Genomic DNA, 24,990 nt, shown 5'->3' with positions numbered 1-24,990 from the left:
CCTGACAGGCCGTAATGAAAGAGTCTGACAATCAATCCTTCCCTATAGACACCGCCGGGTCTCAGCGGCTGACCAAACGACAGCTGGACCAGCGTCTGGATGCCCTGTTGGGCATGCCGGTCAATGAACAGGACATGGGCGAGACGCAGTTCCTGTTGCATGAGTTGCAGGTGCACCAGATTGAGCTGGAGATCCAGAACCAGGAACTGCGTGAGGCGCAGCAGCGCCTGGAAGAGACGCGTGACCGTTACGCGGATCTCTATGATTTTGCGCCGGTGGGGTATTTAACCCTGGATACCAAGGGCGTGATCCGCAATATCAACCTCACCGCGGCCAGTATGCTGCAAACAGAGCGGACACGCCTGGAAGGCCTGCCATTTGTCACCCAGCTGGCCGCTGGCGAGCATCGGGGTTTTTATCAACACCTGGGCAAGGTGATTGAATCCCGGCAGAGACACGTTTTTGAGCTGCGTCTGAAGCAGCCTAATAACCTGTTTTCGGTGGTGCGCCTGGCCTGCCTCCCGGTTACCGGACCGCTCACCGGGCTGGATGACGAGGCCGGGGGCTGTAATTGCGCGATAATCGACATCACCGGGGAAATACAGGCCGAACAAAGGCTGCGTACTGAAAGGGACCGGGTCCAGCTCTACCTGGATACGGTGGAAAATATAATCGTTGCGCTGGACAAAACCGGCGCGATCAGCCTGATCAATCGCAAGGCCTGTGAGCTGCTGGGGTATGCCGAGGCCGAGCTGATCGGTAAGGACTGGTTCACGACCTGCCTGCCGGCATCCGAGGTGGACGATTTCCGCCAGATATTCTCGCAGCTGATCGCCGGCAACACCGAACAGGTTACCCATGTCACCAACCCGGTGATCACCCGTGGCGGGGTGAGGCGACACATCGTCTGGCACAACAAATCCCTGCGGGAGGGCAATGGCGAGATCACCGGGGTCCTGAGCTGTGGAGAAGATGTCACCGAGCGTCAGCATCTGGAGCAGGAGCTGTCCCTGCTACACAAGGCGGTGGAGCAAAACCCGAACTCGGTGATTGTGACCGACCTCGCTGGGCGTATCGAATACACCAACCCGGCCTTTACCCGCAAAACCGGCTATGACCTGAGCGAGGTGTTGGGGCAGTCACCGGGCATTCTAAAGTCGGGCAAGACCTCCGGCGATCAGTATAAGAGTCTGTGGCAGGCGATAAGCAGCGGCGATGACTGGGCGGGAGAGATGCTCAACAAGAAAAAATCCGGCGAGCTGTTTTGGGAGCTGGTGTCTATCTCACCGATGCGCAACTCCGCGGATGAGATCACCCATTACCTGTCGATACAGGAGGATGTTACCGAGAAAAAACGGCTGAAGTCGCTGGCCCTGCAGCACCAGGCAGAGCTGGCCTATATGGCCCGTCTGAACACCATGGGCGAGATGGCGACCGGCCTGGCCCATGAACTGAATCAGCCGCTGACGGCGATCACCACCTATGCGGATGTCGCGGTCAGAATGCTGAAGGCCGGCATCACGGAACCGGACAAATTCAGGGAGATTGTGGAAGAGAGCCGTAAACAGGCGCTGCGCGCCAGTGAGATTATTCGCCACCTTCGCCAACTGGTGAAAAAACAGGGCCCCGAGAAGGCCGAGCTGGATCTCAATGAGCTGATTGTGGGGGTGCTGGGATTTCTGGAGACGGAGATCCAGAAGCAGGGCGTCACTATCCAGCGACACTTACAGGCAGGGCTGCCCCCGCTGTTTGCGGATAATATCCAGATCGAACAGGTGCTCATCAACCTGTTGCATAACGCCTTCGAGGCTGAGCCACCGCCATCGGGCGTGCCACGTGAAGTGACGATTCGCACTGCTATAATCGGAAACAAACTGGTACAAACGGTGGTATCCGATAACGGACAAGGTATGGATAAAGAAACCCTGAGTAGAGTATTTGATCCCTTTTTCTCGACCAAGGGAAAGCGGGGGATGGGCATGGGCCTGTCCATCTGTCGTTCCATCATCGAGGCCCATGACGGACGCCTGTGGGCGATATCCAAACCGGGCGAGGGTTCGATCTTCTTTTTCAACCTGCCGATCCCCGCCGCCCATCTGGCAAGCGAATAGCTGGTGAGTGAATAATATGGCGCAGGAAGGGACCGTATTTATTGTGGATGACGACACGGCCGTGCGTGAATCGCTGTGCCTGTTTCTAGAACATGAAGGCCTTAACGTGGAGGCCTATGCCTCCGCCGCCGATTTTCTGAAGTCGGCCCAGGCCTGGAAATCCGGTTGCCTGTTGCTGGATGTGAGCATGCCCGGCATGAACGGCCTGCAATTGCAGCAGGTGCTGGCTGAGCGCGATTTTCACATACCCATTATTTTTATTACCGGCCATGGCGACGTGCCCATGTCCGTGAAGGCATTAAGGGCGGGCGCGTTTAATTTTGTCGAGAAACCCTTTGATAGCGAGCAGTTATTGAACAGCATCAAGGAGGCAATGGAGGGCGTGCAGCAAATACGGCCGGGCGAGACGGAAGGGCAACAAGCGCCGCGCACCAATGATGCCGAGAGCGTTATGGAAACCCTGCGCTTTCCCTTTCTGGTGCTGGAGGACGATCTGCGTGTTTCGTCGACCAATCGTGCCCTGTTTGAGGTGTTCAATATCCCCACCGGCGGCGATGAGTTAGCGGCAGCCGAGGGCTTCGCCCAGTATTTATGGAAAACCCCCCTGCTACGGAAACGGGTTGAACGGGTTTTTACCAATAACGTCGAACTACGCAATATTGAGATAAGCATCGATTATCCGCGCACGGGGCGCATCACGTTGTTGATCGATGTGCGCCAGGTTCAGCCGCGGATTCAGCCGGGAAAACAAGCGCAGCGCCCACGCGCGCTGTTGGTGATGGAAGACATTACCCAGCGCAAACGCATCGAGGAAACCCTGTTCATGGAGAAGGAGCGTGCCCAGATCACGCTGGACTCCATCAAGGATGCGGTGATAACCACCGATGCCAGGGGCGAGGTCTTGTACCTCAATCCCATCGCCGAGCAGCTGGTGGGCTGGTCAGCCGCCGAGGCCTGCGGCCAACGCATCGATAAAGTCCTCACCATCGTCGATGAAGATACCGAGGAAGCGATCGACAATCCCGTCTACCTGAGCCTGCAGCAGGCGCAGTCTGTCATCCTGCAGGAGCCCGCACTGCTGTTGGCCCGTAATGGTCAGCGGATCGCGATTGATAGCACGGCATCGCCGGTCAATGACCGCAATGGCAAGGTAATGGGCGTGGTGTTAATGCTCAAGGATGTGACGACGCAACGCCAGCTCACAACAGAACTGGTACACGCCGCCAGCCATGACTCCCTGACCGGCCTGGTCAACCGCCATGAGTTCGAGAAACGGCTGCAACACGCCATCGAGAGCAGCAAAAAACACGGCCTCCACCATACCTTGTGTTTTATCGACCTGGACAAGTTTAAAACCGTCAATGATACGGCCGGTCATGCCGCGGGTGATGCGCTGTTGCAACAGGTGGCCGCCCTGTTCCAGACAAGGTTGCGTGATCGAGACACGCTGGCGCGTCTCGGGGGGGATGAGTTTGGCCTGTTGTTTGAAAATTGCCAGCTGAGCAAGGCCGCGGAAATCACCGAGACAATGGTGGAAGAGATCAGCGCTCACAAATTTTCCTGGGGCGGTCATTCGTTCACCATCGGCGCCAGCGTGGGGCTGGTTTCCATCACCAGCGAGGCGAAAAGCCCATCGGACCTGCTGGGTCAGGCGGACGTGGCCTGTTACGGCGCCAAGCGGCGCGGCAGAAGCTGCGTGCATATCCATCATGCGCAGGATAAAAGTGGCCATGGCACGCTACACCGCTAAGCCTGACGCGATATCCTGACACCATAGGGGACAGTCCAAAGGTGGTTTTGTAACTGGTGGTTTTGCAGCAAGTAGTTTTGCAGGTAATTGATTTGCAGGTAATATGAACCCCGCTCAAAAATAAAAACAGCTTAAGGGGATGTCATGCCGTCAGATGTAACGGTCTATATCGTAGATGATGATGCCGGTGTTCGGCACTCGCTGAGTTTGTTGATCCAGTCCGTGAAGCTTAAAACAGAGTCTTACGAATCCGCACAGCAGTTTCTTGAACATTATGATAGCTCCCGGCCGGGATGTCTGGTGCTCGATATCCGGATGCCGGAGATGAGCGGAATGGAGCTATTGGAAAAGTTCACCGAAAACAATATCCATATACCGGTGATTGTGGTCACCGGACACGGCGATACCACGCTTGCGGTGCGGGCGATGAAGGCGGGGGTGATCGACTTTATCGAAAAACCGTTTAACGATCAGGTGCTGCTCGATGCCATTTCCGCCGGAATTGCCAGGAGTACTGAGATGTTCAATGCGCAAGTGGATTGCGAGCGATACGCGGCCATGGTCAGAAAATTATCCTCACGGGAGGCGGAGGTAATGGACCTGATGGTGAAGGGAAAGGGCGCCAAGGAAATTGGCGTGCTGCTGGGCATCAGCTCCAAGACCGTGGATGTCCACCGTGGCCACATATTGGAAAAAATGCAGGTGAAATCGGTGTCCGAGCTGGTACGCCTGGTCGTCATGCACAGCGAACATCCCTTTTCGTGCGAACAGTTGTCGAATTGATGCGGGTTTATTCGCGGCGCGCGTGAAACAGCCCGGATACCTGTCGAATATTTTTTCTCCAGCCCTGTAATATCTCTGTCCTATTTCCCGATAACTCCCGATAGCTCCCGATAGCGTCACCCAAAAAAAATCATACATAAAATCTCGATAGGCATCCGGTTTTTCCTGATGTCTTCTCAAGCATCGTTTCTATTGATGCTCTATATGGTGGTCGGTGCCTGCCAGGGCTACCTCATGTGGTGGATGTGATAGACCTCCTTTTTTGCCCCCGCTTTGACTACGGTTTTCTTCCCTGTTTTAAGCCATGAATTCATGACACTGCTGATAAGCAAACCACCTATTAGCTTAAATACATGGATGATTGTTGTTTAAAGTCGTGACTTTATAATAGCTCGCACATGGATGATGTTCCCATCGGTGGAAAGCGCAAGGACGCGCATTTTTATTTCCTCTCCGGGTTTGGTGGCCTTCATCGATAGATGGAGTGGTCACAAGGCTTCATGAAATCAAGGGCAATATCACTGAGGGTAGCGCTGGAGATAGTGCTGAAGATAGCACTAAAGACAGTGTAACAAGAGTGGTGATGTCCGAATCGTCAAATTTACAGATGCAGCTATTCGCCGTTAATGAGAAGTTCTTGTTATTGAATATTTGTTATCGGGCAGATGTTGACGCCAACGATAACAATTTTCATAAGCCAATTTGATGCCTTATTTACGCCTTACTTTATAAAGACGAAACCTGCCTATTCACGACTGTTGTTGGAAAATACGATAAGGAGATTGTTGATGGAACATCGTTGGAGTGATCGAATTTCTTCTGTCCTGGAGGTATCCCTGTTCCATAATAATATCCCCGTGGTTGCCTGCAAGACAGCAAACATCAGCGCGCATGGAATGTTTGTCAGGACGGGACCTGTTGCCTATGCGCGCAATAGTGTCCTGGAGGTGGAGTTTTCACCGGATAAATCTTCCGCTGGGGAAGATGATGCCGGTAGAAAGCGACGCGCAAAAAAATACCGTATTCCTGCCTACGTGATTCATCAGTCAAAAGAAGGTCTGGGCCTTATGTTCAGGGATGATGATTCGGATGCGGTGAGTGTGATGAATGCGGTTATGCGGGACATTTCAGGCGCTGGTTTCACCCCACCATTTTCCGAGAACAATAAACCGTCAGTTAGTGCATATGTTGCCTAGCTGTATTTTATGTGTGTTGATTTTATTAATGCGTGACCAATAAAAATTGACAGACAAAAGTCATCCATAAAAGGTGTTAACGATCATGAAGAACGTCAACCTGATAGAAATCTCAAAGAATGAGAAATACAAGAAAACGGACGCAGGAAAATCAATTGATTCTCGTTCATCGCAGGACGAACTGCTCCCCCAGGTCCCCCAGGTATCCGAAAAAAAATCGGTAAAAGACGGTGAAATACAATATGCCGCTCTTTCCAGTGGTGGGACGGACGCCATCAACCTGTACCTCAAGGAGCTGCGGGCATATCCGCTGTTGACGCGCGAGGAAGAGATACATTATGGCCGCCTCAGCCTTAAGGGTGACGAAAAAAGCAGGAAAAAGATGATCGTCTGCAATCTGCGTCTGGTCTTCAAGATTGCACGTAATTATTTTTACACGGGTATTGATCTGCTGGATCTTGTCGAGGAAGGAAATCTTGGCCTGATGCGCGCGGTGGATAAATACGATCCCGAAAGGGGGTTTCGTTTTTCAACCTACGCCACCTGGTGGATACGCCAGAATATTGAAAGGGCGATAATGAATCAGCGGCACGCTGTGCGTCTGCCCATTCATATCCAGAAGGAATACAACACCTTCAAAAAGAGGATGCGCGAAGAGAGCCGGGAATTTAATCATGCCGCAAGCGCCGATGAGATTTCCGAGCTGTTCAGTGCGCCGGTTGATCGTGTCCGCCAGGTTATCGAATGGAATGAGCGCTCCTTCTTTTCGACCAGTCAGGATGACAAGGGCGACGATCATAATGTGGTGGAATTCTTCCCCGACGACGGAAAGTCGGATCCCGCTTACGTGCTGGAAATGGCCGATGAGAAGTCCCGCCTCGATTTTGTGCAGGAAAAGATCAACGACAGGGATCGAGAGATACTCATACGTCGCTTTGGCCTGGATGGCTCCAAGCCATCCACGCTGGGTGAGATCGGTAGCTCGTTTGGTATCTCGCGTGAACGAGTGCGGCAGATTATTCAGGAGGTGATCATCAAGATGCGCAAGGAATACGCTGCTGCGGAACCGCAAGAGTCTTGATGACTAATGTCTGAGCATAAAGTGGATAGTTACGCTCATTGAGCGGAATGACTTTTCCCCTATTCCATTCACACACACACAATATGGAGGTGTATGTCATGCCCAAAACCGAAAAAAACATCAGTAAGAAGGCTGAACCCGTCACAGAGTTGAAGACCATCCAGCCGAGCCGGGCCCTAAGCCCCTTTGAGGAAATGGATCGCTGGTTCGAGAGTGTTTTCCCCCGGGGCTGGATGCAGCCGATCCGCAGGGAATGGCCGTTGTGGAGCGAGCCGGCGGCTGGCCTGGAAATCCGTACCCCACGCGTGGATGTGATTGATCGTGATGACGAGGTGGTGGTGCGCGCCGAGGTGCCGGGCCTTGAGAAGAATGACCTGGAGGTGACGGTCTCCGACAGCACCGTCACCATCAAGGGGCAAACCAGGCGCGAGAAGAAAGAGGAAAAGGGTGATTTCTATCGGCATGAGATTTCACGTGGCGCCTTTGCGCGTACCGTTATGCTCCCTCATGAGGTCGACATGGAAGGCAGCAAGGCGAAGTTCAAGGACGGTGTGCTGGAATTGACCCTGCCAAAGGTTGAAAAGGCCAAACGGCGTACCATTACCATTGATTGATGTCCCCAGCGGTCTGTCCGGGATTCACGACAGGGATGTCGTGAATCCACAACTCATTCGCTCCCTTTCCGGGATCTGTCAGGGGACTAGGGACTAAGTCCACAGAGGGCGCAATAACCGAAGGGCATTGCGCCGCATGAAAGAATCCCCTAAGCCGGATCGTATTGATGGTTCTGAAAATTCACCGTAACGGCAATTCATGGTGGTTGCCCCGTGAGGCATACGGCGCAATGCCCTTCGGTTATTGCGCCCTACGGGGTTAGCTCTCAGGCCTTCGCCCTTCGGGCCATCGCTTGCGCAATGTTTGAATCCGTTCCAGACGGATTCATCTCATCCAGGACCCCGTCACCGCAACAATAAAAAAGGCCACCCTGACGGGCGGCCTTTTTTAGTATTTGGTGGAGAGGGAGGGATTCGAACCCTCGGTACGGATTAACGTACACACACTTTCCAGGCGTGCTCCTTCAGCCGCTCGGACACCTCTCCAGATCTGGTTTCAGGGACCGGTTCGATCCAAAAAAACAGCGCGCAAGAGTAAACCAGAATGCGATGGGACGCAATGTGACTGGCTGATTTTTATCCAGTTTCGGGGGTTTTTGGTCGGAAAATTTTCGCAATATTCGTGCCGAAGATTCTCAAGCCGGGCCTGTCACTGCCGATAGATAGTGCGTTCAGGATACGGGCCGAAGAATCATATTATGAAATTTATTATCGGGATTGTGCTGGTTCTGGGCTGTGTGGGCGGCGGATTTGTCCTTTCCCACGGTAACCTGATGGCGCTGTGGCAGCCCTTTGAGCTGCTGATTATCGCTGGCGCGGCATTTGGGGCCTTTGTGATCTCCAACCCCGGTACCGTGATCAAGGCGACGTTTAGTTCGGTCGGCAAACTGCTGTCGGGCTCGAAGCACACTAAAAAAAGCTATATGGAGCTGCTGGCCCTGATGTATGACCTTTTTTCCAAGGCGCGCAAAGAGGGCCTGATGGCGCTGGAAGGGGATATCGATGAGCCGGAGAACAGCCCGATCTTTCAGAAGTACCCGAGCATCCTCAAGAATCACCATGCCCTGGCCTTTATCGCCGATTATCTGCGCCTGATGGTGGGGGGCAACATGAATCCATTTGAGCTGGAAAATCTGATGGACGTGGAGCTGGAGACCCATCATCACGAAGCCCAGAAGGTGCCGGCCTCGATCACCGCTGTGTCTGATGCCCTGCCCGGTTTCGGTATCGTGGCGGCGGTGCTGGGCATCGTCATCACCATGGCGTCCATCGGTGGGCCGGTGGAAGAGTTGGGCAAGCACGTGGCGGCGGCCCTGGTGGGTACCTTCCTGGGTATTCTGCTGGCCTATGGATTCGTCGGCCCGATGGCCACTTCGCTGACCCATATGAATGAAGATGATACGAAAGTGTTTGAGTGCATCAAGGTGTGTCTGCTGGCCTCGCTCAACGGCTATGCCCCGCAGATCGCTGTGGAGTTTGGGCGCAAGGCGCTCTATTCCCACAATCGCCCCGGTTTTCAGGAACTGGAGGATTTTGTCAAAGGCAAAACCGAATAACGTCTGTGAGCCGGCCGTGTGATATCCACGCCACGGCATCATCATGTGAATTCATCACACGAATTCATCAACATCCGGGTTAAGGCAGGCAAGGGCGCTTAGGCAAGATTCCGCATGGAAAACCAGACCATCATCGTCAAGAAGATCAAAAAGGGCGGGCACGGCCATCACGGTGGTGCCTGGAAGGTCGCCTTTGCCGATTTTGCGGTGGCGATGATGGCGTTCTTTTTGTTGTTGTGGCTGATCGCGTCCACCACCAAGGAGGAGCAGGCGGGTATTTCCGAATACTTCAGTCCTCCCACCCCAGGGCTGTCCGCCGGCAGTGGTCAGAGCGAGGACATTATCGATATGGGCGGCGGGCAGAAAATCTCCCAGGGCGATGATTCCAAGGACAACGCCCAGCAACCGCGCGCGCCCTCCAAGGAGGAGATCCAACAGGCGATCGAGGCCGAGAAGAAAAAGCTCGAGTCGCTGATGGAGGAACTGAAAAAGGCCATCGAGGACAGCCAGGCCCTGAAGCCCTTTAAGGATCAGCTGCTGCTGGACATTACCCCCGAGGGTTTGCGCATCCAGATTGTGGACAAGGAAAACCGGCCCATGTTCGACAGCGGCAGCGCCGAACTCAAGAGCTATACCAAGGTCATCCTGCACGAGCTGGCCAAGATCATCAATGGCGTGGAAAACCGCATCAGTCTCACCGGCCATACCGATGCCGCCCAGTTTGTGGGACGGGAAAACTACAGCAACTGGGAATTGTCGGCGGACCGTGCCAATGCCTCGCGGCGCGAACTGATTGTCGGCGGCCTGACGGCGCAAAAGATCGCCAAGGTCGTGGGCCTGTCCTCCATGGTGCTGTTTAACAAGGCGGAACCGCTCAGTCCGATCAATCGGCGTATCGCGATTATTGTCATGAACAAGGCCGCCGAGGCAGCCCTGTTCAGCGAGGGGCATTCGGTGTCCTCGGCCGACGATGCCGGGCAGGCGATCCAGTCGGGGGAGGGCCGGAAGAGTATTGTGGGCGCCATACCGATGACCAAACAGCCGGCCTCAACGCCGGTGGTGCAAAAGGCGGAGGCCCCTCCGGCGCCGGCCACAGCGCAGCCGCGAGAGCAGGCCAGATCTGAGCCCGTGGCGCCGGTCGCACCGATGCCGGTGGTGGAGGCAAAGCCGAAACCGACAAACAGTCCCGCGCCGGTCGTCAGGAAAGCGGTCGCGAGCCCTGCGCCGGTTGTCACCAAACCGGTGGTGAAAAAGGCCACGCCCAAAGCCGACCTGCCGCCGGCCGAGCCGGAAGAAGCGGATGAGAAACAGTTTATCAACGTGCCCATGCCGATTGCGCCCATTAATCCCATAAATCTGCCGGGCGCGGGTCAATGAGGGCGGTCAAGCGGTAATAGTTCCTGTTATAATCGCCGCCATGTCTGGAAATAGCTTCGGAAAATTATTTACGGTTACCTCGTTTGGCGAAAGCCATGGCCCTGCGATCGGCTGCATTGTCGATGGCTGCCCGCCGGGACTGACGCTGAGCGAGGCCGACCTGCAGGGCGATCTGGACCTGCGCAAGCCCGGCACCTCGCGTCACACCACCCAGCGCCGTGAGGCCGATGCGGTGCAGATTCTCTCCGGTGTGTTCGAAGGCCGGACCACCGGCACCCCCATCGCCCTGATCATCCACAACACCGATCAGCGCTCCAAGGATTATTCCGAGATCATGGACCGCTTTCGTCCCGGTCACGCCGATTACACCTACCAGCAAAAGTACGGCATGCGTGACTACCGTGGCGGCGGCCGTTCTTCGGCGCGGGAGACCGCGATGCGGGTGGCCGCCGGCGGCATCGCCAAAAAATATCTGGCGGAAAAAGCAGGTATTACTATTCGCGGTTATCTCAAGCAGCTCGGCCCGATTGTGGCCGAAACGCTGGATTGGGATGAGGTGCACAACAACAGCTTTTTCTGCCCCGATGCCAGCAAGGTGAAAGAACTGGAAGATTACATGGACGCGCTGCGCAAAGAGGGCGATTCCATCGGCGCGCGCATCAATGTGGTGGCCAGCGGCATGATGCCGGGCCTGGGCGAACCCATCTTTGATCGCCTCGACGCCGATATCGCCCACGCCATGATGAGCATCAATGCGGTAAAGGCGGTGGAGATCGGCGCCGGTTTCGAGAGCGTGGTGCAAAAGGGCACGCAGCATCGGGATGAAATCACGCCGCAGGGTTTCCTCAGCAATCATGCGGGCGGCACCCTGGGGGGCATCTCCAGCGGCCAGGATATTCTGGTGAGCATGGCGCTGAAGCCGACCTCCAGCCTGCGTCTGCCCGGCAGGAGCGTGAATCTGGCGGGCGAGCCCGTCGAAGTGATTACCAAAGGCCGCCACGATCCCTGTGTCGGTATTCGCGCCACCCCCATCGCCGAGGCCATGCTGGCCATCGTGTTGATGGATCATCTGCTGCGGCATCGCGCGCAGAATGCCGACGTAACAAGTGCAACACCGGTGATTCCCGCCAAGGCTAGTGACGAGTAACGAGTGTCTAGTTGCGAGGAAAGTCATTTCCCTAGCGACTTGCTCCTAGACCCTCGTCACTGATCTCATGCCCTACTGGCGCCTATCCGGCTTTTATCTTTTCTATTTTGCCTCGATCGGGGCGCTGATTCCGTACTGGTCGCTGTACCTCAAACAGCTGGATTTTTCCGCGCGCGACATCGGCACCCTGATGGCCATGGTGATGGCGACCAAGATTGTCTCGCCCAACATATGGGGTTGGGTGGCGGACCACACCGGGCGTCGCATGCGCATCGTACGCATGGGTTGCCTGCTGGGGATGATCTGCTTCGCCGGGGTGTTTCTCGATAGTCGCTACTGGTGGATGGCAACGGTGATGCTGGCCTTCAGCTTCTTCTGGAATGCCACCCTGCCGCAGTTCGAGGCCACCACCTTTAATTATCTGGGCAAGCAGAGTCACCGTTACAGCGGCATTCGCCTGTGGGGCTCGGTCGGATTCATCGTCGCGGTGGCCGCCCTGGGGCCGGTGCTGGATGCCCGGGGCGTGGCCATTTTGCCGGTGATTCTCATGCTGTTGTTTGCCGGCATCTGGTTATCCAGCCTGCTGGTGCCGGAGCAGGCGGCCCAGCATCTGCCGCTGCCCCACGAACCCCTGGGCAAGGTGTTGCGTCGACCGGAAGTGCTGTCGCTGCTGGTGGTGTGTTTTCTGATGCAGGCCAGCCACGGCCCGTATTACACCTTCTATACCCTGTATATGGAGGATTATGGTTACTCGCGCTCCCTCATCGGCCAGCTGTGGGCGCTGGGCGTGTTGGCCGAGGTTGGGGTATTCATGCTCATGCACCGCTGGGTGCCACGCTTCGGCCTGCGGATGCTGTTGCTGACCAGCCTGGGCCTGACGGTGATACGCTGGATATTGATCGGCCAGTTTCCGGCCTTGCTGTCGGTGATGATCTTCGCGCAACTACTCCATGCGGCCAGTTTCGGCATCTATCATGCGGTCGCCATCCAGCTGATTCACCGTTATTTCACCGGCCGCAATCAGGGGCGGGGCCAGGCCCTGTACAGCAGTATCAGTTTCGGCGCCGGCGGCGCCATGGGCAGTTTTGTCAGTGGCCTGGGCTGGGAGTCGCTGGGTCCCGCCAACGTCTACTGGCTGGCGGCGTTTGCCGCCTTGCTGGCACTGCTGGTGGCCGCGGTGTGGATTCATCCCGCGCGGCGTTGAGTGCTAGCCCACATCCTCTGCGGGCCGGAAACTGTCTCCCAACGCAGGGCCTAACCGGGATTTGATGGCGTCAAGGGTTGGCTTTTCGTAGGCCTTGAACTGCGACGTTCCCCACACCACGCCGGGCCAGCAGGCATCGTCCTGTCGACGGCCGATCACATGGATATGTAATTGCGAAACGATGTTGCCGATGCTGGCGATATTGATTTTGTCTGTGGAAAAATACCCTTCAATGAATCCGGAAACGGCGTTAATGTGTTGTTGAAGCCGGCCCTGTTGTTGGCTGTCCAGTTTATAGAATTCGATCTCCTGCGTTTCGGGCACCAGAATAAACCAGGGAAACAGGGCGTTTTTTGCAATCAATAACAGGCAGTCATCCAATCTCCCCAGGGGATGGGTATCAGCCGCCAGACGTGGATCCAGAGTCATGTTCATTGTTCAGCTTGTCCCGTACGGGTGATGGGTGCAGCAGTGAATGGTGATGCCTGTGTCGGAGGGTAAAATGTATCGAGTCATGCTGTGTGGTATTTCCATGTTCTGTTTTTTGTCCGCTCAGGCCGACACCGGGTCAATCTATAAGTGTGTACAGGGCGAGGGTATCGTGTATCAACAATCGCCCTGCCCTGACGGGGAAAGGCTGGAGGTCACCAGCCCCAAAGGCGTGACCCAGTATACGCCCGCCGCGCCAAAACCGTATAGCTGGGCCGACCGTGTGAACGAGCAGTTTAAACGGCAGCAGGCGAGAGAGGACTATCTGGCGGGAGAGCGGGACAATCCCTATCTGCCGCAAAAGGCCTTTAGTGACGGGCATAAAACACAAAACTGTGTGAAGGCCAGCAAGGCGCTGGATAAACACCAGAGCATCATGAAAGCCGGTTATGGTGCAGGCGCCGGCAACTATCTACGAAAACGTAAACAGTCGCTGGAGCATTTGGTCAGGGAACATTGCCAGTGAAGCACAAGCCTTGTCAGTCAGTTGCGAATAGTAACATCAGCTATTGTTGTGCCAGGCCATCATCTCCTTGGTGAGATTGGTCGAGATGACATGGTATTTGCTGCCGACAGCAATGGCCTTGGTGGCCTCATCCTTTTTATTGGCCAGCGCCATAGTGAGCACGCCGGCGGCCTCTTTGTGAAACTGGGCATGCAGATTTTTCACTTCACCAAAGTGGGGTGATGACTTTTCCTGTGCGGAGCAGGCATACAGCCACTTGCCGAACTCACATTGATTGTCCTGGCAGACCGTGTCCGGCGTCCATTCACTCTGTCCGCTGCTGATGGCGGAGACCAGGCGTTGTTTCCACATTCCATGTGCGCCGATTCCTTTGGAGATGGCATCTTTCAGACTCATATATAACCTCAATTCTGGTGGGGCGGGTGGACGCTATTGCAGCACACGCCTTGTTATCGGCGGCATGGGCGGTGTCTGCAATAGTTTTTATTGAGTGGTGGATAATTGATGTGAATGGTTTTTCACTGTCCCCGGGTATGGGAATTGTGTGATCAAGTGCGCAGGTTTTACCCCTGCCCGTTCGCGACACACCGGCGGTCTAAAGGCCGGGGGCCTGCGGACGTTAACAGGGATATGCACGGCGACGGGATGTGTCCGTCGCGGGCAAGGATAAATCGACAACACATTTTTAGGAGATGATGGCAGTGAGTACACAAAAATATGGACGCGCGATCGGTTCGCACCTGGGGAAGACGATCTATGAGTCCTTTAAGGATCAGGATGTGACGTATATTTTTGATAGGGTAGCGCAGTGTGATGACGAGGGCTGTCCCCTGGATCAGGTGAAACGCGGTGAGCTGTTGGTGCGCCCCGGCCTGATTTACAAGCAGGCGTCCTGAGACTTTTGTAATCGTTTTTGAGTAGCGTGAAATCATTACTGCCGGTTGCGGTTGTCCGTGACCGGCGTTTGTCTGTATCGCCTTTCCTTATCGGTTTTTCTTAATAGCCAGAGTCATGCTTCTGGGCCAGATTAAATACCTTTCCTGGCCGCCAACATCCGGCCCGGGTTAAGGCTCGCGACTTTCTTCGTAAACCATTTTCTGGCCTGCGGCAAGTTGCATGAGGCGCTGCGCCTCTGCCTTGCCCAGCCAGCGCCATGGCAGGGGGAACAGCCCGGGCACCTGCGTACGGTATTGCTGGTAGGCCGCTCCGTAGTGGGTGACAAGTTTGCGCTCCTCCAGCCGGGAACCGATTACCAGATAGAGCGTAAACAGCCCATAGGTAAAGAGCTGTGTGGCGTGCAGGTCTTGCGTCCACATGATCACCAGCAGGAAAAAATACCAGGGGTGACGCACGAAGCGGTGCAGGGTGGAGATGTGCAGCTGTTCGGGGTCATTGCCGATACTACCCTCATCATCCGTGCCGGGGCGGTGCCGATTGCGCCACTGTGTCAGCCCCAGAAATACCTGGGTGTCGTAGGATCTTAATGAGCCGATGAAGCCGAGGATCGCGGCCACGGTCAGCAGCTTCATGCCCCAGCCCCACAGCCCCGGCCATTGCCAAACCAGCGGCCCTGGATTCTGTTGCATCATCCAGAGCAGGGGGATGAGCAGGATGATCGAAACGACATTAAAGCCCAGCCGGTAGGCCGGGGTGAACTGTGGCCAGCGACGATGCACCTGCCGTTTCAGCCACAATGAGGCCAATAGCGAGTGCAGCACAAAATAGGCAAGGAAACCCAGTCCGGGGGGCAGCAAGGGTTGCAGGATTTCGTGGTTAGTCATAAGCGTGTTATCACGGTGGCTATTCAGGTTTCTCCAACAATAGCCGATACTTGATGTGGCTTTTGGTTTAAGCTGCTGGTGTTAACGCAGTAACGCTAATCGATTAATGTAGTGGCTGATGAAACGCTTTCAGGTCATGATCTCAAAATGCTGGACAACAGTATAAAGGTGGAAACGATGCGTCAAATGAAAACAGTTGTTTTATTGGCCCTGTTGGGTCTGGTGGCTGCCGCTCCGGTTTCGGCGGGTGATTTGTTTTTCGGTGCCAAGACGGGTTCGATGATTGTGGATAGCTCGGCTGTGAAAACAGATCCGACCAACGTCGGCATTCTCGTGGGCTATGAATTAGGCCTTGTCTTGGGTGACCTGGCCCTGGAAGGCGAGTTGACCACCACCACGAGTGACGGTAAATATAATAACGGCACCAAGTTCGATCTGGATACCATTGCGGCCTACCTGGCCTTCCGCACCGCGGGGCCGGTATATTTAAAAGCCAAGGGTGGTTTCTTGCAGGTTGATGGAGATGGTGGTTCTGATACCGGGGCGTCCTATGGTATCGGCATCGGATTCGGCATTGGTATTGCCCAGCTGGAACTGGAATATACCCAAACGGCTGTTGATCCTGACCTGGCGTTTGTGAGTGTTGGGGTACAGTTTTAGAGTACGTGATCTGTTTTCTGAAAAGGCCCCGGTATCGGGGCTTTTTTTTGGCTGACCGGCCACTCGGCATGACCCGGGTGATGTCTTCTGTTCAGTTTTGGCATGTAGGAGGCCAGCCCCCTGGCCGATGGGTTGAGATGTTGCGATCCTTCGTCCAGGCCCTGCGCCTAATGCTGGGCCAGGATGTGCCGAAAGTAATATGGTGGACGGCAAGAATAGGCGGACCAGGACAGGTTTGAAGACGACACAACAAAAACAGGTAAGGCGATTAGAACCCGGTGTCGGCATTGTGCTACTGGGTTTTGTGCTGCTGCTGGTGTTGATGGTGGGGCTGATTCTCTCTGCGCGGCAGCAGATGTCGGTGATCCAGCAGCGCCTGGTGGAGATCGTTAACGAGCAGAATGTCAAAACCGACCTGGTGTACACCATGCGCTTCGCCGCCCGCGAGCGTTCGCTGGATATGCAGTCGGCCCTGCTCGTCGACGACTGGGTGGAACGGGATGAGCTGATGCTGCACTACAACCGCATGGGCGCCCAGTTTGTTCGTGCCCGGCAGGCGCTGCTGGAGATGAACCTGACCGCCGATGAAAAGGCGATACTGGAGCAGCAGGGTGAGATCACCCGCGATGTCGTGCCATTGCAGAACCAGATCTTCGATATGGCCGTCGAGGGTGATCTGGAACAGGCCGTCTTGCTGCTCACCTCAAAAGCCATCCCCGGCCAGAATCGGGTGTTCGCCACGCTCAACGAACTCATCGAGGTGCAGCGCACCGCGACGGCGCAGCTTGCCGGGCAGGCCGAGGCAGAGTATCGGCGGATTCGGACCAATCTGATTACGCTCGGCAGTGCCGTGCTGCTGTTGTCCATCGCGATTGCGGGCTACGTAATAATCACCATTTCCCGTTATGGGCGGCAGCGACGCGAGGATATCGAATCGCTCAATCAAATGGCGGCCTACCCCGAGCAAAATCCCAGCCCGGTGCTGGAATTCAATGACCAGGGGCAGGTCACGTACATGAACCCGGTCGCCAGGCGCCTGTTCCCTGCGGTGCAGGATTCCGCCTCGCAACATGCCCTGTTTGAAAGCCTGAAGGACTCGGTGGCGCAGTTGCGTTCGTCGGATCTGTGGATGGTGGAACAGGAAACCAGGGTCGGCGATCGCTATTTCCAGCACTGGGTGACGCTGATCCCCGAACTGGAGACGGTACGGGTGTATTCGCTTGATATCAGCGATTCAAAACGTACCGAATCCGAGCTGCGGGAACACCGGGACCACCTGGAAGAGATCGTCACGCAGCGAACGGCGGACATGGCCAATGCCATCGATGAGCTGGAGGCCTTCTGTTATTCGGCGTCGCACGACCTGCGGGCGCCGCTGCGATCGATTGATGGTTTTAGTCTGGCGCTACTCGAGGACTACGGCGATCGCCTCGATGAAGAGGGGCTGGGTCTGCTCGGACGGGTGCGCAACAGCGCCCAGAACATGTCGCGTCTTATCGATGACCTTTTGCGCCTGTCGCAGGTCACCCGTGGCGGGTTCCAGAGGACCGCGATCGATCTGACGCGAATGGCCCAGGCCGTCGAGCAGACCCTACGCCAGGAAAACCCCGGGCGTAGCGTCGAGGTCTCGATTGCGCCGGGCATGCAGGCCTGGGGCGATCAGCGACTGCTGAATATTGCCCTGGTGAACCTGCTGTCCAATGCCTGGAAATATACCCAGCAGCGGCAGGCCGCGTCGATTGAAGTGGGCATGGAAGAGCAGGCCGGGGTCACGGTCTATTTTGTGCGTGACAATGGCGTGGGGTTTAATCAGGACTATGCCGACAAGGTGTTCGAACCCTTTCAGCGCCTGCACGGTGCCGAATACGAGGGTAGCGGTATCGGCATGGCCACGGTGTTGCGGGTGGTGCGACGTCATCAGGGACGGATCTGGGTGTTGTCGGAACAGGGCAGGGGGACCTGCTTTTACTTCACCCTGGCTCAGGCTCCCGGCCCGTACCTTATATAAGGTCGACGTCTTCTTCCTCTCTTTATCAATGATTCCATCCTGCTGAATCCGGCAGGCCTCTAGCGATCCGCAGTGGCGCGCAGCGCCTCGATCATGGCCCGTGCGGCATTCGACAGGGTGCGTGCCCGGTGATGGACGACCCCCAGTTGTCGCGTCATCTGCAGCGCCGGCACCGGCAGACTGACCAGGTCCGCGCTTAACAGGGTCTCGGGTAAAACCGACCAGCCCAGCCCGATGCTGACCATCATTTTAATGGTCTCCAGATAATTGGTGGTCATCGGCGCGTGCAGGCGCAGGCCGTGGGGGGCGAAGCTGCGCTCCAGCAGTTCACGGGTGTAGGTGGCCTCGCTGGGCAGGATGGCGTGGTGCCGGGCAAGCTCGGCCACCTCGATCGGGCGCTGGGGTGTCGAGGCCCGCGACGCCAGGGGGTGGTCCCGCCCCACCACGATGGCCAGGGGATCCCGCCAGAGCAATTCACTGTGCAGATCTGTCAGCGGCTCCAGTGGCAGGGTGACGATGCCCAGCTCTAGCTCGCCGGCATGTACGGCGCGACAGGCGGCCTCCGAATCCATGAATTGCAGGTCGAGATCCACCTGCGGATAGGCCCGGGTGAACTGCCGCAATACCGGTGGGATGCGGTGCAGGCCGATGTGGTGGCTGGTGCCGATGCTGAGTCGCCCCGCCACGTGCCCGGTGAGGTTGGAGATCAACCGCCGGCTGTCCTCGATATCGCGCAGGATGGCCCTCGCGCGGGGCAACAGCTCGCGACCGGCCTCGGTCAGGCTGACACGACGCCCGATGCGATCAAACAGGGCCGCCCCCAGCTCGCCTTCCAGGGTGGCGATGCGTTTACTCACCGCCGGCTGGGTGAGATAGAGCTGTTCGGCGGCCAGCGAGAACGATTCCCGCTCGGCGGCAATGATAAAGGTGTACAGGTTGACGGTGTCCATGGGGCTAGTTTATTCATTCCTTTATGGAATGCAAATCATGAATAAATAGAATTGTTGTTATTTTCTGGGTGTACTAGGATTCACTCCCCTACAGCAGGATCGATGCAGCAGGGCCCTGAGACCTAGTGACAGTCAGTGATAGTCAGTGACAGGCACCGAAAGAAGCCGCAAGAGGCAGCGAGGAAAGACAATGGCCGGCAAAACCCTTTATGACAAATTATGGGAGCAGCACGTGGTGCGCACCCAGGACGATGGCACCTGCCTTCTTTATATAGACCGCCACCTGGTGCATGAGGTGACCTCGCCGCAGGCCTTTGAGGGCCTGCGCCTGGCGGGGCGTAAACCCTGGCGTGTGGACGCCAATCTCGCCACCCCGGACCACAATGTGCCGACCACCAAAGGTGAGGCCGGCGCGAGGGCGCAGGGCATCACCGATCCCGTGTCGCGCCTGCAGGTGGAGACCCTGGATCAGAACTGTGATGAATTCGGGATCACCGAATTCAAGATCGACGACATCCGCCAGGGGATCGTGCATGTCATCAGTCCCGAGCAGGGGGCCACCTTGCCGGGCATGACCCTGGTGTGTGGCGACTCGCACACCTCCACCCACGGCGCGCTCGGCGCCCTGGCGCACGGTATCGGCACTTCCGAGGTGGAACACGTGCTGGCGACCCAGTGCCTGATTCAGCGCAAGTCGAAAAATATGTTGGTGAGTGTCGACGGGCCGGTGGGCCCGGGCGTCACCGCCAAAGACATTGTGTTGGCGATCATCGGCAAGATCGGTACCGCCGGAGGCACCGGCTACGCCATCGAATTTGGTGGCGAGGGTATTCGTGATCTTTCCATCGAAGGCCGCATGACTGTGTGCAATATGGCCATCGAGGCGGGCGCGCGGGCGGGCATGGTGGCGGTGGATGACAAGACCATCGACTATGTGCAGGGCCGACCCTACGCGCCGACCAGCGAACAGTGGGAACAGGCCGTCGCCGTCTGGCGTGAGCTGCATTCGGACGACGATGCGGTATTCGATCGCGTGGTGCGCATCAACGGCGCCGGCATCCAGCCGCAGGTGACCTGGGGCACCTCACCGGAAATGGTGGTCCCGGTGGATGCCTGTGTGCCTGACCCTGACAAAGAATCAGACAGTGTGAAGGCCGAGGGCATGCGCGCGGCGCTGAAATACATGGGCCTTGAGGCCAACACACCGATCACTGAAATCAAGATCGACAAGGTGTTCATCGGCTCCTGCACCAACTCGCGCATCGAGGACCTGCGCGCGGCAGCCGCCGTGGCCCAAAAAGCGCTGAAAGAGGGCCGCAAGGTGGCGGCCAACGTCAAACTCGCCATGGTGGTGCCGGGCTCGGGCCTGGTGAAGCAACAGGCGGAAGAGGAAGGTCTCGACAGGATCTTCATTGAGGCCGGCTTCGAATGGCGCGAGCCGGGCTGCTCCATGTGCCTGGCCATGAATGCCGACCGGCTGGAGCCGGGCGAGCGCTGCGCCTCCACCTCGAACCGCAACTTCGAGGGTCGGCAGGGGCAGGGCGGCCGCACCCATCTGGTGAGTCCGGCCATGGCGGCCGCCGCCGCGGTGATGGGTCATTTCGTGGACGTACGCGATTTTGATTTAGAGAGTCAGGGAGAATAAGCAATGGAAAAATTTGAAAAGATGACCGGTCTGGTGGCGCCCATGGACCGCTCCAATGTGGACACCGACGCCATCATTCCCAAACAGTTCCTGAAATCCATCAAGCGTTCGGGCTTTGGTCCTAATGCCTTTGACGAGTGGCGCTATCTGGATCACGGCGAGCCGGGCATGGATAACAGCACGCGCCCGTTGAATCCCGACTTCGTGCTCAATCAGCCGCGCTATCAGGGCGCGAGCATTTTGCTGGCGCGCGACAACTTCGGCTGTGGCTCGTCGCGCGAGCATGCGCCGTGGGCGTTGCTTGATTTTGGCTTTCGCGTCATCATCGCGCCCAGTTACGCGGACATCTTTTTCAACAACTGTTTCAAGAACGGTATCCTGCCCATTGTGCTCGATGCGCAGATCGTGGATCGCCTGTTTCAGGCCGTGGCCGCCAATGAGGGTTATCGCCTCACGGTGGACCTCGAGGCACAAACGATCACCACGCCCGAGGGAAAAAGCATTGCCTTCGAGGTGGAAGAATTCCGCAAGCATTGCCTGTTGAATGGCCTGGACGACATCGGCCTCACCCTGCAGCACGTGGATGACATCCGTGCCTATGAGGCGCGGCGCCGGGCAGAGGCGCCCTGGTTGTTTTAATCGTTGTTTTAAAAGTTACCGTAGGATGGGCAGTGCCCACCCTACAGAGAACCAAGTGATGACTAAAAAAATTGCAGTGTTACCGGGTGATGGCATCGGTCCCGAGATCGTCGCCGAGGCGGTGAAAGTGTTGGAACGTCTGCGCGATAATTTCGGCCTGGCCATCGAAATGGAAGAGGCCCCCGTGGGTGGCGCCGGTTACGATGCCGCCGGCCACCCGCTGCCTGCTGATACGCTGGCACTGGCCAAGGCATCCGATGCCATCCTGTTGGGCGCGGTCGGTGGATACAAATGGGAATCGCTCGATATCAGCGTGCGCCCGGAGAAGGGCCTGCTGGGTCTGCGCTCGGAGCTGGCGCTGTTCTCCAACCTACGTCCCGCCATCCTCTATAAGCAGTTAGCGGATGCCTCGACCCTGAAGCCGGAAGTGGTGGCCGGGCTGGATCTCATGATCGTGCGCGAACTCACCGGCGGCATCTATTTCGGTCAGCCGCGCGGTATCCGCACCCTGGAGAATGGCGAGCGGCAGGGCTTCAACACCCTGATCTATGCCGAGCATGAAATCGAACGCATCGTGCGCTCCGCCTGTGATATCGCCATGAAACGCGGCAAACGCGTCTGTTCCGTGGACAAGGCCAACGTGCTGGAATGCACCGAGCTGTGGCGCGAGGTGGCGATTCGCGTGGTGAAAAACGAATACCCGGAGATCGAGCTGTCGCATATGTACGTGGATAATGCCGCCATGCAGCTGGTACGCGCCCCCAAACAGTTTGATGTGATGGTCACCACCAACATGTTCGGTGATATCCTCTCCGATTGCGCCGCCATGCTCACCGGTTCCATCGGCATGCTGCCGTCGGCCTCACTGGACGCCAACGGCAAGGGCATGTACGAACCGATTCACGGTTCGGCCCCGGATATCGCCGGGCAGAATGTCGCGAACCCGTTGGCAACGATTTTGTCGGTGGCGATGATGTTGCGTTATTCGCTGAATGAAGCGGCCATGGCGGATCGCATCGAACAGGCCGTCGAAAAAGTGCTGGATCAGGGTCTGCGCACTGCGGATATTTTCAGTGACGGCATGCGAAAGGTCAGCACCTCTGAAATGGGCGATGCTGTCGTCGCTGCTTTGCAGCAACAGTAGCGGGTGACGAGGGGCGAGTATCTAGGTTTTTGGTCCTGGTGACTCGATACTCGCCACTCATAGATAAACTTTTAACGGGATCAGCAGTTTTAGAATCTGCAGGAGCGAATACGATGAAAAGAGTCGGATTGATTGGTTGGCGCGGTATGGTGGGTTCGGTGCTGATGCAGCGCATGCGTGAGGAAAATGACTTTGCGCTGATCGAGCCGGTGTTTTTTACCACCTCGCAGGCAGGCCAGGCGGGTCCCGATATCGGCAAGGACGTTGCAAGCTTGAAAGACGCCAACAGCATCGATGAGCTGAGGGCCATGGATGTGATCATTACCTGCCAGGGCGGCGACTACACCAAGGCGATTTATCCGCAACTGCGTCAGGCCGGCTGGGACGGTTACTGGATCGATGCCGCCTCCAGTCTGCGCATGCAGGGTGACAGCATCATCGTGCTGGATCCGGTCAACAAGGCGGTGATCGAGAAGGGCCTGGCCAACGGCGTGAAAACCTTCGTCGGCGGCAACTGCACCGTGTCGCTGATGCTGATGGCCATCGGCGGGTTGTTTGAAAAGGATCTGGTGGAGTGGATTACGCCCATGACCTATCAGGCCGCCAGCGGTGCCGGTGCGCGTAACATGCGTGAACTGATCCAGCAGATGGGCGCCATTGATGCCGAAGTCAAAGATCTGCTGGATGATCCCGCCTCGGCGATTCTCGAGATCGATAAAAAGGTGGCGAACTTCATTCGCTCCGATCGTTACCCCACCCAGGACTGGCCGGTGCCACTGGCCGGCTCGCTGATCCCGTGGATCGACGTGCCGCTGGACTCCGGGCAGAGCAAGGAAGAATGGAAGGCACAGGTGGAGACCAACAAGATTCTTGGTCGTAGCAGCAGTCCAGTGCCCATCGACGGCCTGTGCGTGCGCATCGGCGCCATGCGTTGTCACAGTCAGGCGCTGACCATCAAGATGAAGCAGGACGTGCCACTGGATGAAATCGCCGACATCATCGCCAGTCATAATGACTGGGTGAAGGTCGTGCCCAACGACCGCGAACGCACCATGCAGGAGCTGACGCCGGCAGCGGTGACCGGCACCCTGACGGTACCCGTGGGCCGCATGCGCAAACTGACGATGGGTAAGGATTACCTGTCCGCCTTCACCGTGGGCGATCAGTTGCTGTGGGGTGCGGCGGAACCGTTGCGCCGTATGTTGCGCCTGTTGCTGGAAGCATAATTATTAAACCACGGATTCAGGTTTAAGTTATCCAGGTTAGCGGCATAACTGGATTCGTATATTTAAAAAATAGTGGAGCATTAATCTCGCATGAGTGAAAAAATTGATCTGGCACTCGTCGGCGCAACCGGCCTTGTCGGTGAGGCCGTGGTGTCGTTTTTGGCGGAACGCGCTTTTCCGGTGGGAAAATTCTTTCCGTTGGCGAGCGCGCATACGGCTGGACAAAAGGTGGAGTTGGACGGCAAATATCACACCGTAAAGGATGTGCTCGATTTCGATTTTTCACAGGTGAAGATGGCGTTGTTCTGCGCCGGCGATGCGGTGTCTGCCGAGTATGTCCCCAGGGCCCTGGCGGCAGGCTGCATTGTGGTCGATACCTCGTCGCAGTTTGCCGATGACGCGGATGTGCCGCTGGTGATTCCGGAGGTCAACCCGCAGGTGCTGGCGGGTTTTGGCCAGGCCAGGGGGCAGCGCAAGCTCATTATCAGCCCCGACAGTGCGACCGTGCAGATGCTGATCGCCCTCAAACCCATTCATGACGCGGTGGGTATTGATCGCATCAACGTCGTCAGTTATCAGGCGGCCACGGCCCTGGGCAGGGCCGGCATGGGCGAGCTTGCCAGCCAGACGATTGCCCTGCTGAATATGCAGGAGGTCAAGAGCGACGTTTTTCCACAGCAGATCGCGTTTAATGTCTTGCCCCAGGTCGATGTCGTGGAAGAAAATGGCTACCTGGGCTGCGAGATGAAAATGGTAAGGGCGTCGCAAAAAATTCTTGCCGATAACGATATCGTTATTCATCCGACCACCTTGCAGGCGCCGGTCTTTTTCGGCCATTCGCAGGTGCTGAGCGTGGAGACCCGGGCCAAACTGGGCGCCAAAAAGGCAACCGAGCTGTTGCGCCGGGCGCCCGGGGTGAAGATGCTGAAGGCTGGCGCAAAGGGTGGTGGTCCTACCGCGGTCACCGATGCGGCAGGTCAGGATGCGGTATTCGTGGGGCGGGTGCGCGATGATATTTCCGACCCCTATGGTTTAAGTTTGTGGGTGGTTGCCGATAATGTGCGCAAGGGGGCCGCCCTGAATAGTGTGCAAATCCTTGAATTATTGGTAAAAGAAGGTGTGTAAGTTATAGTGGCTTCTTAAGTGGCTTCTTAAACTTTTCT

23 protein-coding genes and 1 tRNA gene are annotated in these 24,990 nt (G+C 56.8%); 19 read left to right on the top strand and 5 right to left on the bottom strand.

The features are described from left to right. Window positions 1-14 precede the first annotated feature (14 nt). From RRB22_06905 to RRB22_06880, 6 genes are all read left to right on the top strand, one after another. Entirely contained in the window at window positions 15-2,111 is a 2,097-nt protein-coding gene (locus RRB22_06905; GenBank protein ID MDT8384127.1) for a PAS domain S-box protein, read from the top strand. 16 nt (window positions 2,112-2,127) lie between these two features. After that, on the top strand, window positions 2,128-3,861 hold the full coding sequence (locus RRB22_06900) for a diguanylate cyclase (GenBank protein MDT8384126.1): 1,734 nt from the start codon (window positions 2,128-2,130) through the stop codon (window positions 3,859-3,861). A 144-nt stretch (window positions 3,862-4,005) separates the two neighbouring features. Continuing rightward, window positions 4,006-4,644, top strand: a complete 639-nt coding sequence (locus RRB22_06895; protein MDT8384125.1) for a response regulator — start codon at window positions 4,006-4,008, stop codon at window positions 4,642-4,644. 788 nt (window positions 4,645-5,432) lie between these two features. Then, on the top strand, window positions 5,433-5,840 hold the full coding sequence (locus tag RRB22_06890; protein ID MDT8384124.1) for a PilZ domain-containing protein: 408 nt from the start codon (window positions 5,433-5,435) through the stop codon (window positions 5,838-5,840). Window positions 5,841-5,925: 85 nt separating this feature from the next. Then, window positions 5,926-6,921: a sigma-70 family RNA polymerase sigma factor gene (locus RRB22_06885; protein ID MDT8384123.1), complete on the top strand. Its 996-nt coding sequence runs from the start codon at window positions 5,926-5,928 to the stop codon at window positions 6,919-6,921. A gap of 98 nt (window positions 6,922-7,019) precedes the next feature. Further along, entirely contained in the window at window positions 7,020-7,535 is a 516-nt protein-coding gene (locus RRB22_06880; protein ID MDT8384122.1) for an Hsp20/alpha crystallin family protein, read from the top strand. Window positions 7,536-7,931: 396 nt separating this feature from the next. Here the strand turns inward: RRB22_06880 and RRB22_06875 are convergent. After that, a tRNA-Ser gene (locus RRB22_06875) sits at window positions 7,932-8,021 on the bottom strand. Window positions 8,022-8,233: 212 nt separating this feature from the next. On the opposite strand from RRB22_06875, the gene motA reads away from it, so the two are divergent. From motA to RRB22_06855, 4 genes are all read left to right on the top strand, one after another. After that, complete coding sequence (gene motA / locus RRB22_06870) at window positions 8,234-9,091, top strand: flagellar motor stator protein MotA (GenBank protein MDT8384121.1); 858 nt, start codon at window positions 8,234-8,236, stop codon at window positions 9,089-9,091. A 114-nt stretch (window positions 9,092-9,205) separates the two neighbouring features. Beyond that, complete coding sequence (gene motB, locus RRB22_06865; protein MDT8384120.1) at window positions 9,206-10,468, top strand: flagellar motor protein MotB; 1,263 nt, start codon at window positions 9,206-9,208, stop codon at window positions 10,466-10,468. A gap of 40 nt (window positions 10,469-10,508) precedes the next feature. After that, window positions 10,509-11,615: a chorismate synthase gene (aroC, locus tag RRB22_06860; GenBank protein ID MDT8384119.1), complete on the top strand. Its 1,107-nt coding sequence runs from the start codon at window positions 10,509-10,511 to the stop codon at window positions 11,613-11,615. Between the two features lie 67 nt (window positions 11,616-11,682). Then, complete coding sequence (locus tag RRB22_06855; protein MDT8384118.1) at window positions 11,683-12,819, top strand: MFS transporter; 1,137 nt, start codon at window positions 11,683-11,685, stop codon at window positions 12,817-12,819. Window positions 12,820-12,822: 3 nt separating this feature from the next. Here the strand turns inward: RRB22_06855 and RRB22_06850 are convergent, their stop codons facing one another. Continuing rightward, window positions 12,823-13,254, bottom strand: coding sequence for an HIT family protein (locus RRB22_06850; GenBank protein MDT8384117.1), 432 nt, complete (start codon window positions 13,252-13,254; stop codon window positions 12,823-12,825). 67 nt (window positions 13,255-13,321) lie between these two features. Between RRB22_06850 and RRB22_06845 the strand changes: the two genes are divergently transcribed. Beyond that, a complete protein-coding gene (locus RRB22_06845; GenBank protein MDT8384116.1) occupies window positions 13,322-13,774 on the top strand; it encodes a DUF4124 domain-containing protein in 453 nt (150 codons plus the stop codon). Window positions 13,775-13,810: 36 nt separating this feature from the next. Here RRB22_06845 and RRB22_06840 read toward each other — a convergent pair whose 3' ends face one another. Next, window positions 13,811-14,170, bottom strand: a complete 360-nt coding sequence (locus tag RRB22_06840; protein MDT8384115.1) for a CZB domain-containing protein — start codon at window positions 14,168-14,170, stop codon at window positions 13,811-13,813. 305 nt (window positions 14,171-14,475) lie between these two features. Between RRB22_06840 and RRB22_06835 the strand changes: the two genes are divergently transcribed. After that, window positions 14,476-14,670, top strand: coding sequence for a hypothetical protein (locus RRB22_06835; protein ID MDT8384114.1), 195 nt, complete (start codon window positions 14,476-14,478; stop codon window positions 14,668-14,670). A gap of 168 nt (window positions 14,671-14,838) precedes the next feature. Here the strand turns inward: RRB22_06835 and RRB22_06830 are convergent, their stop codons facing one another. Then, window positions 14,839-15,555, bottom strand: a complete 717-nt coding sequence (locus RRB22_06830) for a hypothetical protein (GenBank protein ID MDT8384113.1) — start codon at window positions 15,553-15,555, stop codon at window positions 14,839-14,841. Window positions 15,556-15,666: 111 nt separating this feature from the next. Here RRB22_06830 and RRB22_06825 point away from each other — a divergent pair, with 111 nt between their 5' ends. Then, on the top strand, window positions 15,667-16,215 hold the full coding sequence (locus tag RRB22_06825; GenBank protein MDT8384112.1) for an outer membrane beta-barrel protein: 549 nt from the start codon (window positions 15,667-15,669) through the stop codon (window positions 16,213-16,215). Between the two features lie 235 nt (window positions 16,216-16,450). Then, a complete protein-coding gene (locus RRB22_06820) occupies window positions 16,451-18,223 on the top strand; it encodes an ATP-binding protein (protein ID MDT8384111.1) in 1,773 nt (590 codons plus the stop codon). A gap of 59 nt (window positions 18,224-18,282) precedes the next feature. Here the strand turns inward: RRB22_06820 and RRB22_06815 are convergent, their stop codons facing one another. Beyond that, window positions 18,283-19,173 (bottom strand): LysR family transcriptional regulator, encoded by an 891-nt coding sequence (locus tag RRB22_06815; GenBank protein MDT8384110.1) that lies wholly within the window; start codon window positions 19,171-19,173, stop codon window positions 18,283-18,285. A gap of 190 nt (window positions 19,174-19,363) precedes the next feature. Between RRB22_06815 and leuC the strand changes: the two genes are divergently transcribed. The 5 genes from leuC to RRB22_06790 all read left to right on the top strand — a co-directional run bounded on the left by leuC (window position 19,364) and on the right by RRB22_06790 (window position 24,952). Beyond that, window positions 19,364-20,818: a 3-isopropylmalate dehydratase large subunit gene (gene leuC, locus RRB22_06810; protein MDT8384109.1), complete on the top strand. Its 1,455-nt coding sequence runs from the start codon at window positions 19,364-19,366 to the stop codon at window positions 20,816-20,818. Between the two features lie 3 nt (window positions 20,819-20,821). Then, entirely contained in the window at window positions 20,822-21,457 is a 636-nt protein-coding gene (leuD, locus tag RRB22_06805) for a 3-isopropylmalate dehydratase small subunit (GenBank protein ID MDT8384108.1), read from the top strand. Between the two features lie 58 nt (window positions 21,458-21,515). Continuing rightward, window positions 21,516-22,601, top strand: coding sequence for a 3-isopropylmalate dehydrogenase (leuB, locus tag RRB22_06800; protein ID MDT8384107.1), 1,086 nt, complete (start codon window positions 21,516-21,518; stop codon window positions 22,599-22,601). A 113-nt stretch (window positions 22,602-22,714) separates the two neighbouring features. Continuing rightward, entirely contained in the window at window positions 22,715-23,827 is a 1,113-nt protein-coding gene (gene asd / locus RRB22_06795; protein MDT8384106.1) for an aspartate-semialdehyde dehydrogenase, read from the top strand. Window positions 23,828-23,917: 90 nt separating this feature from the next. Then, on the top strand, window positions 23,918-24,952 hold the full coding sequence (locus tag RRB22_06790) for an aspartate-semialdehyde dehydrogenase (protein MDT8384105.1): 1,035 nt from the start codon (window positions 23,918-23,920) through the stop codon (window positions 24,950-24,952). Window positions 24,953-24,990 lie beyond the last annotated feature (38 nt).

The sequence above is a fragment of the Gammaproteobacteria bacterium genome (assembly GCA_032250735.1).
In the GTDB taxonomy this organism is placed as follows: Bacteria; Pseudomonadota; Gammaproteobacteria; order SZUA-152; family SZUA-152; genus SZUA-152.
This window is presented reverse-complemented; position numbering and strand designations above follow the sequence as displayed.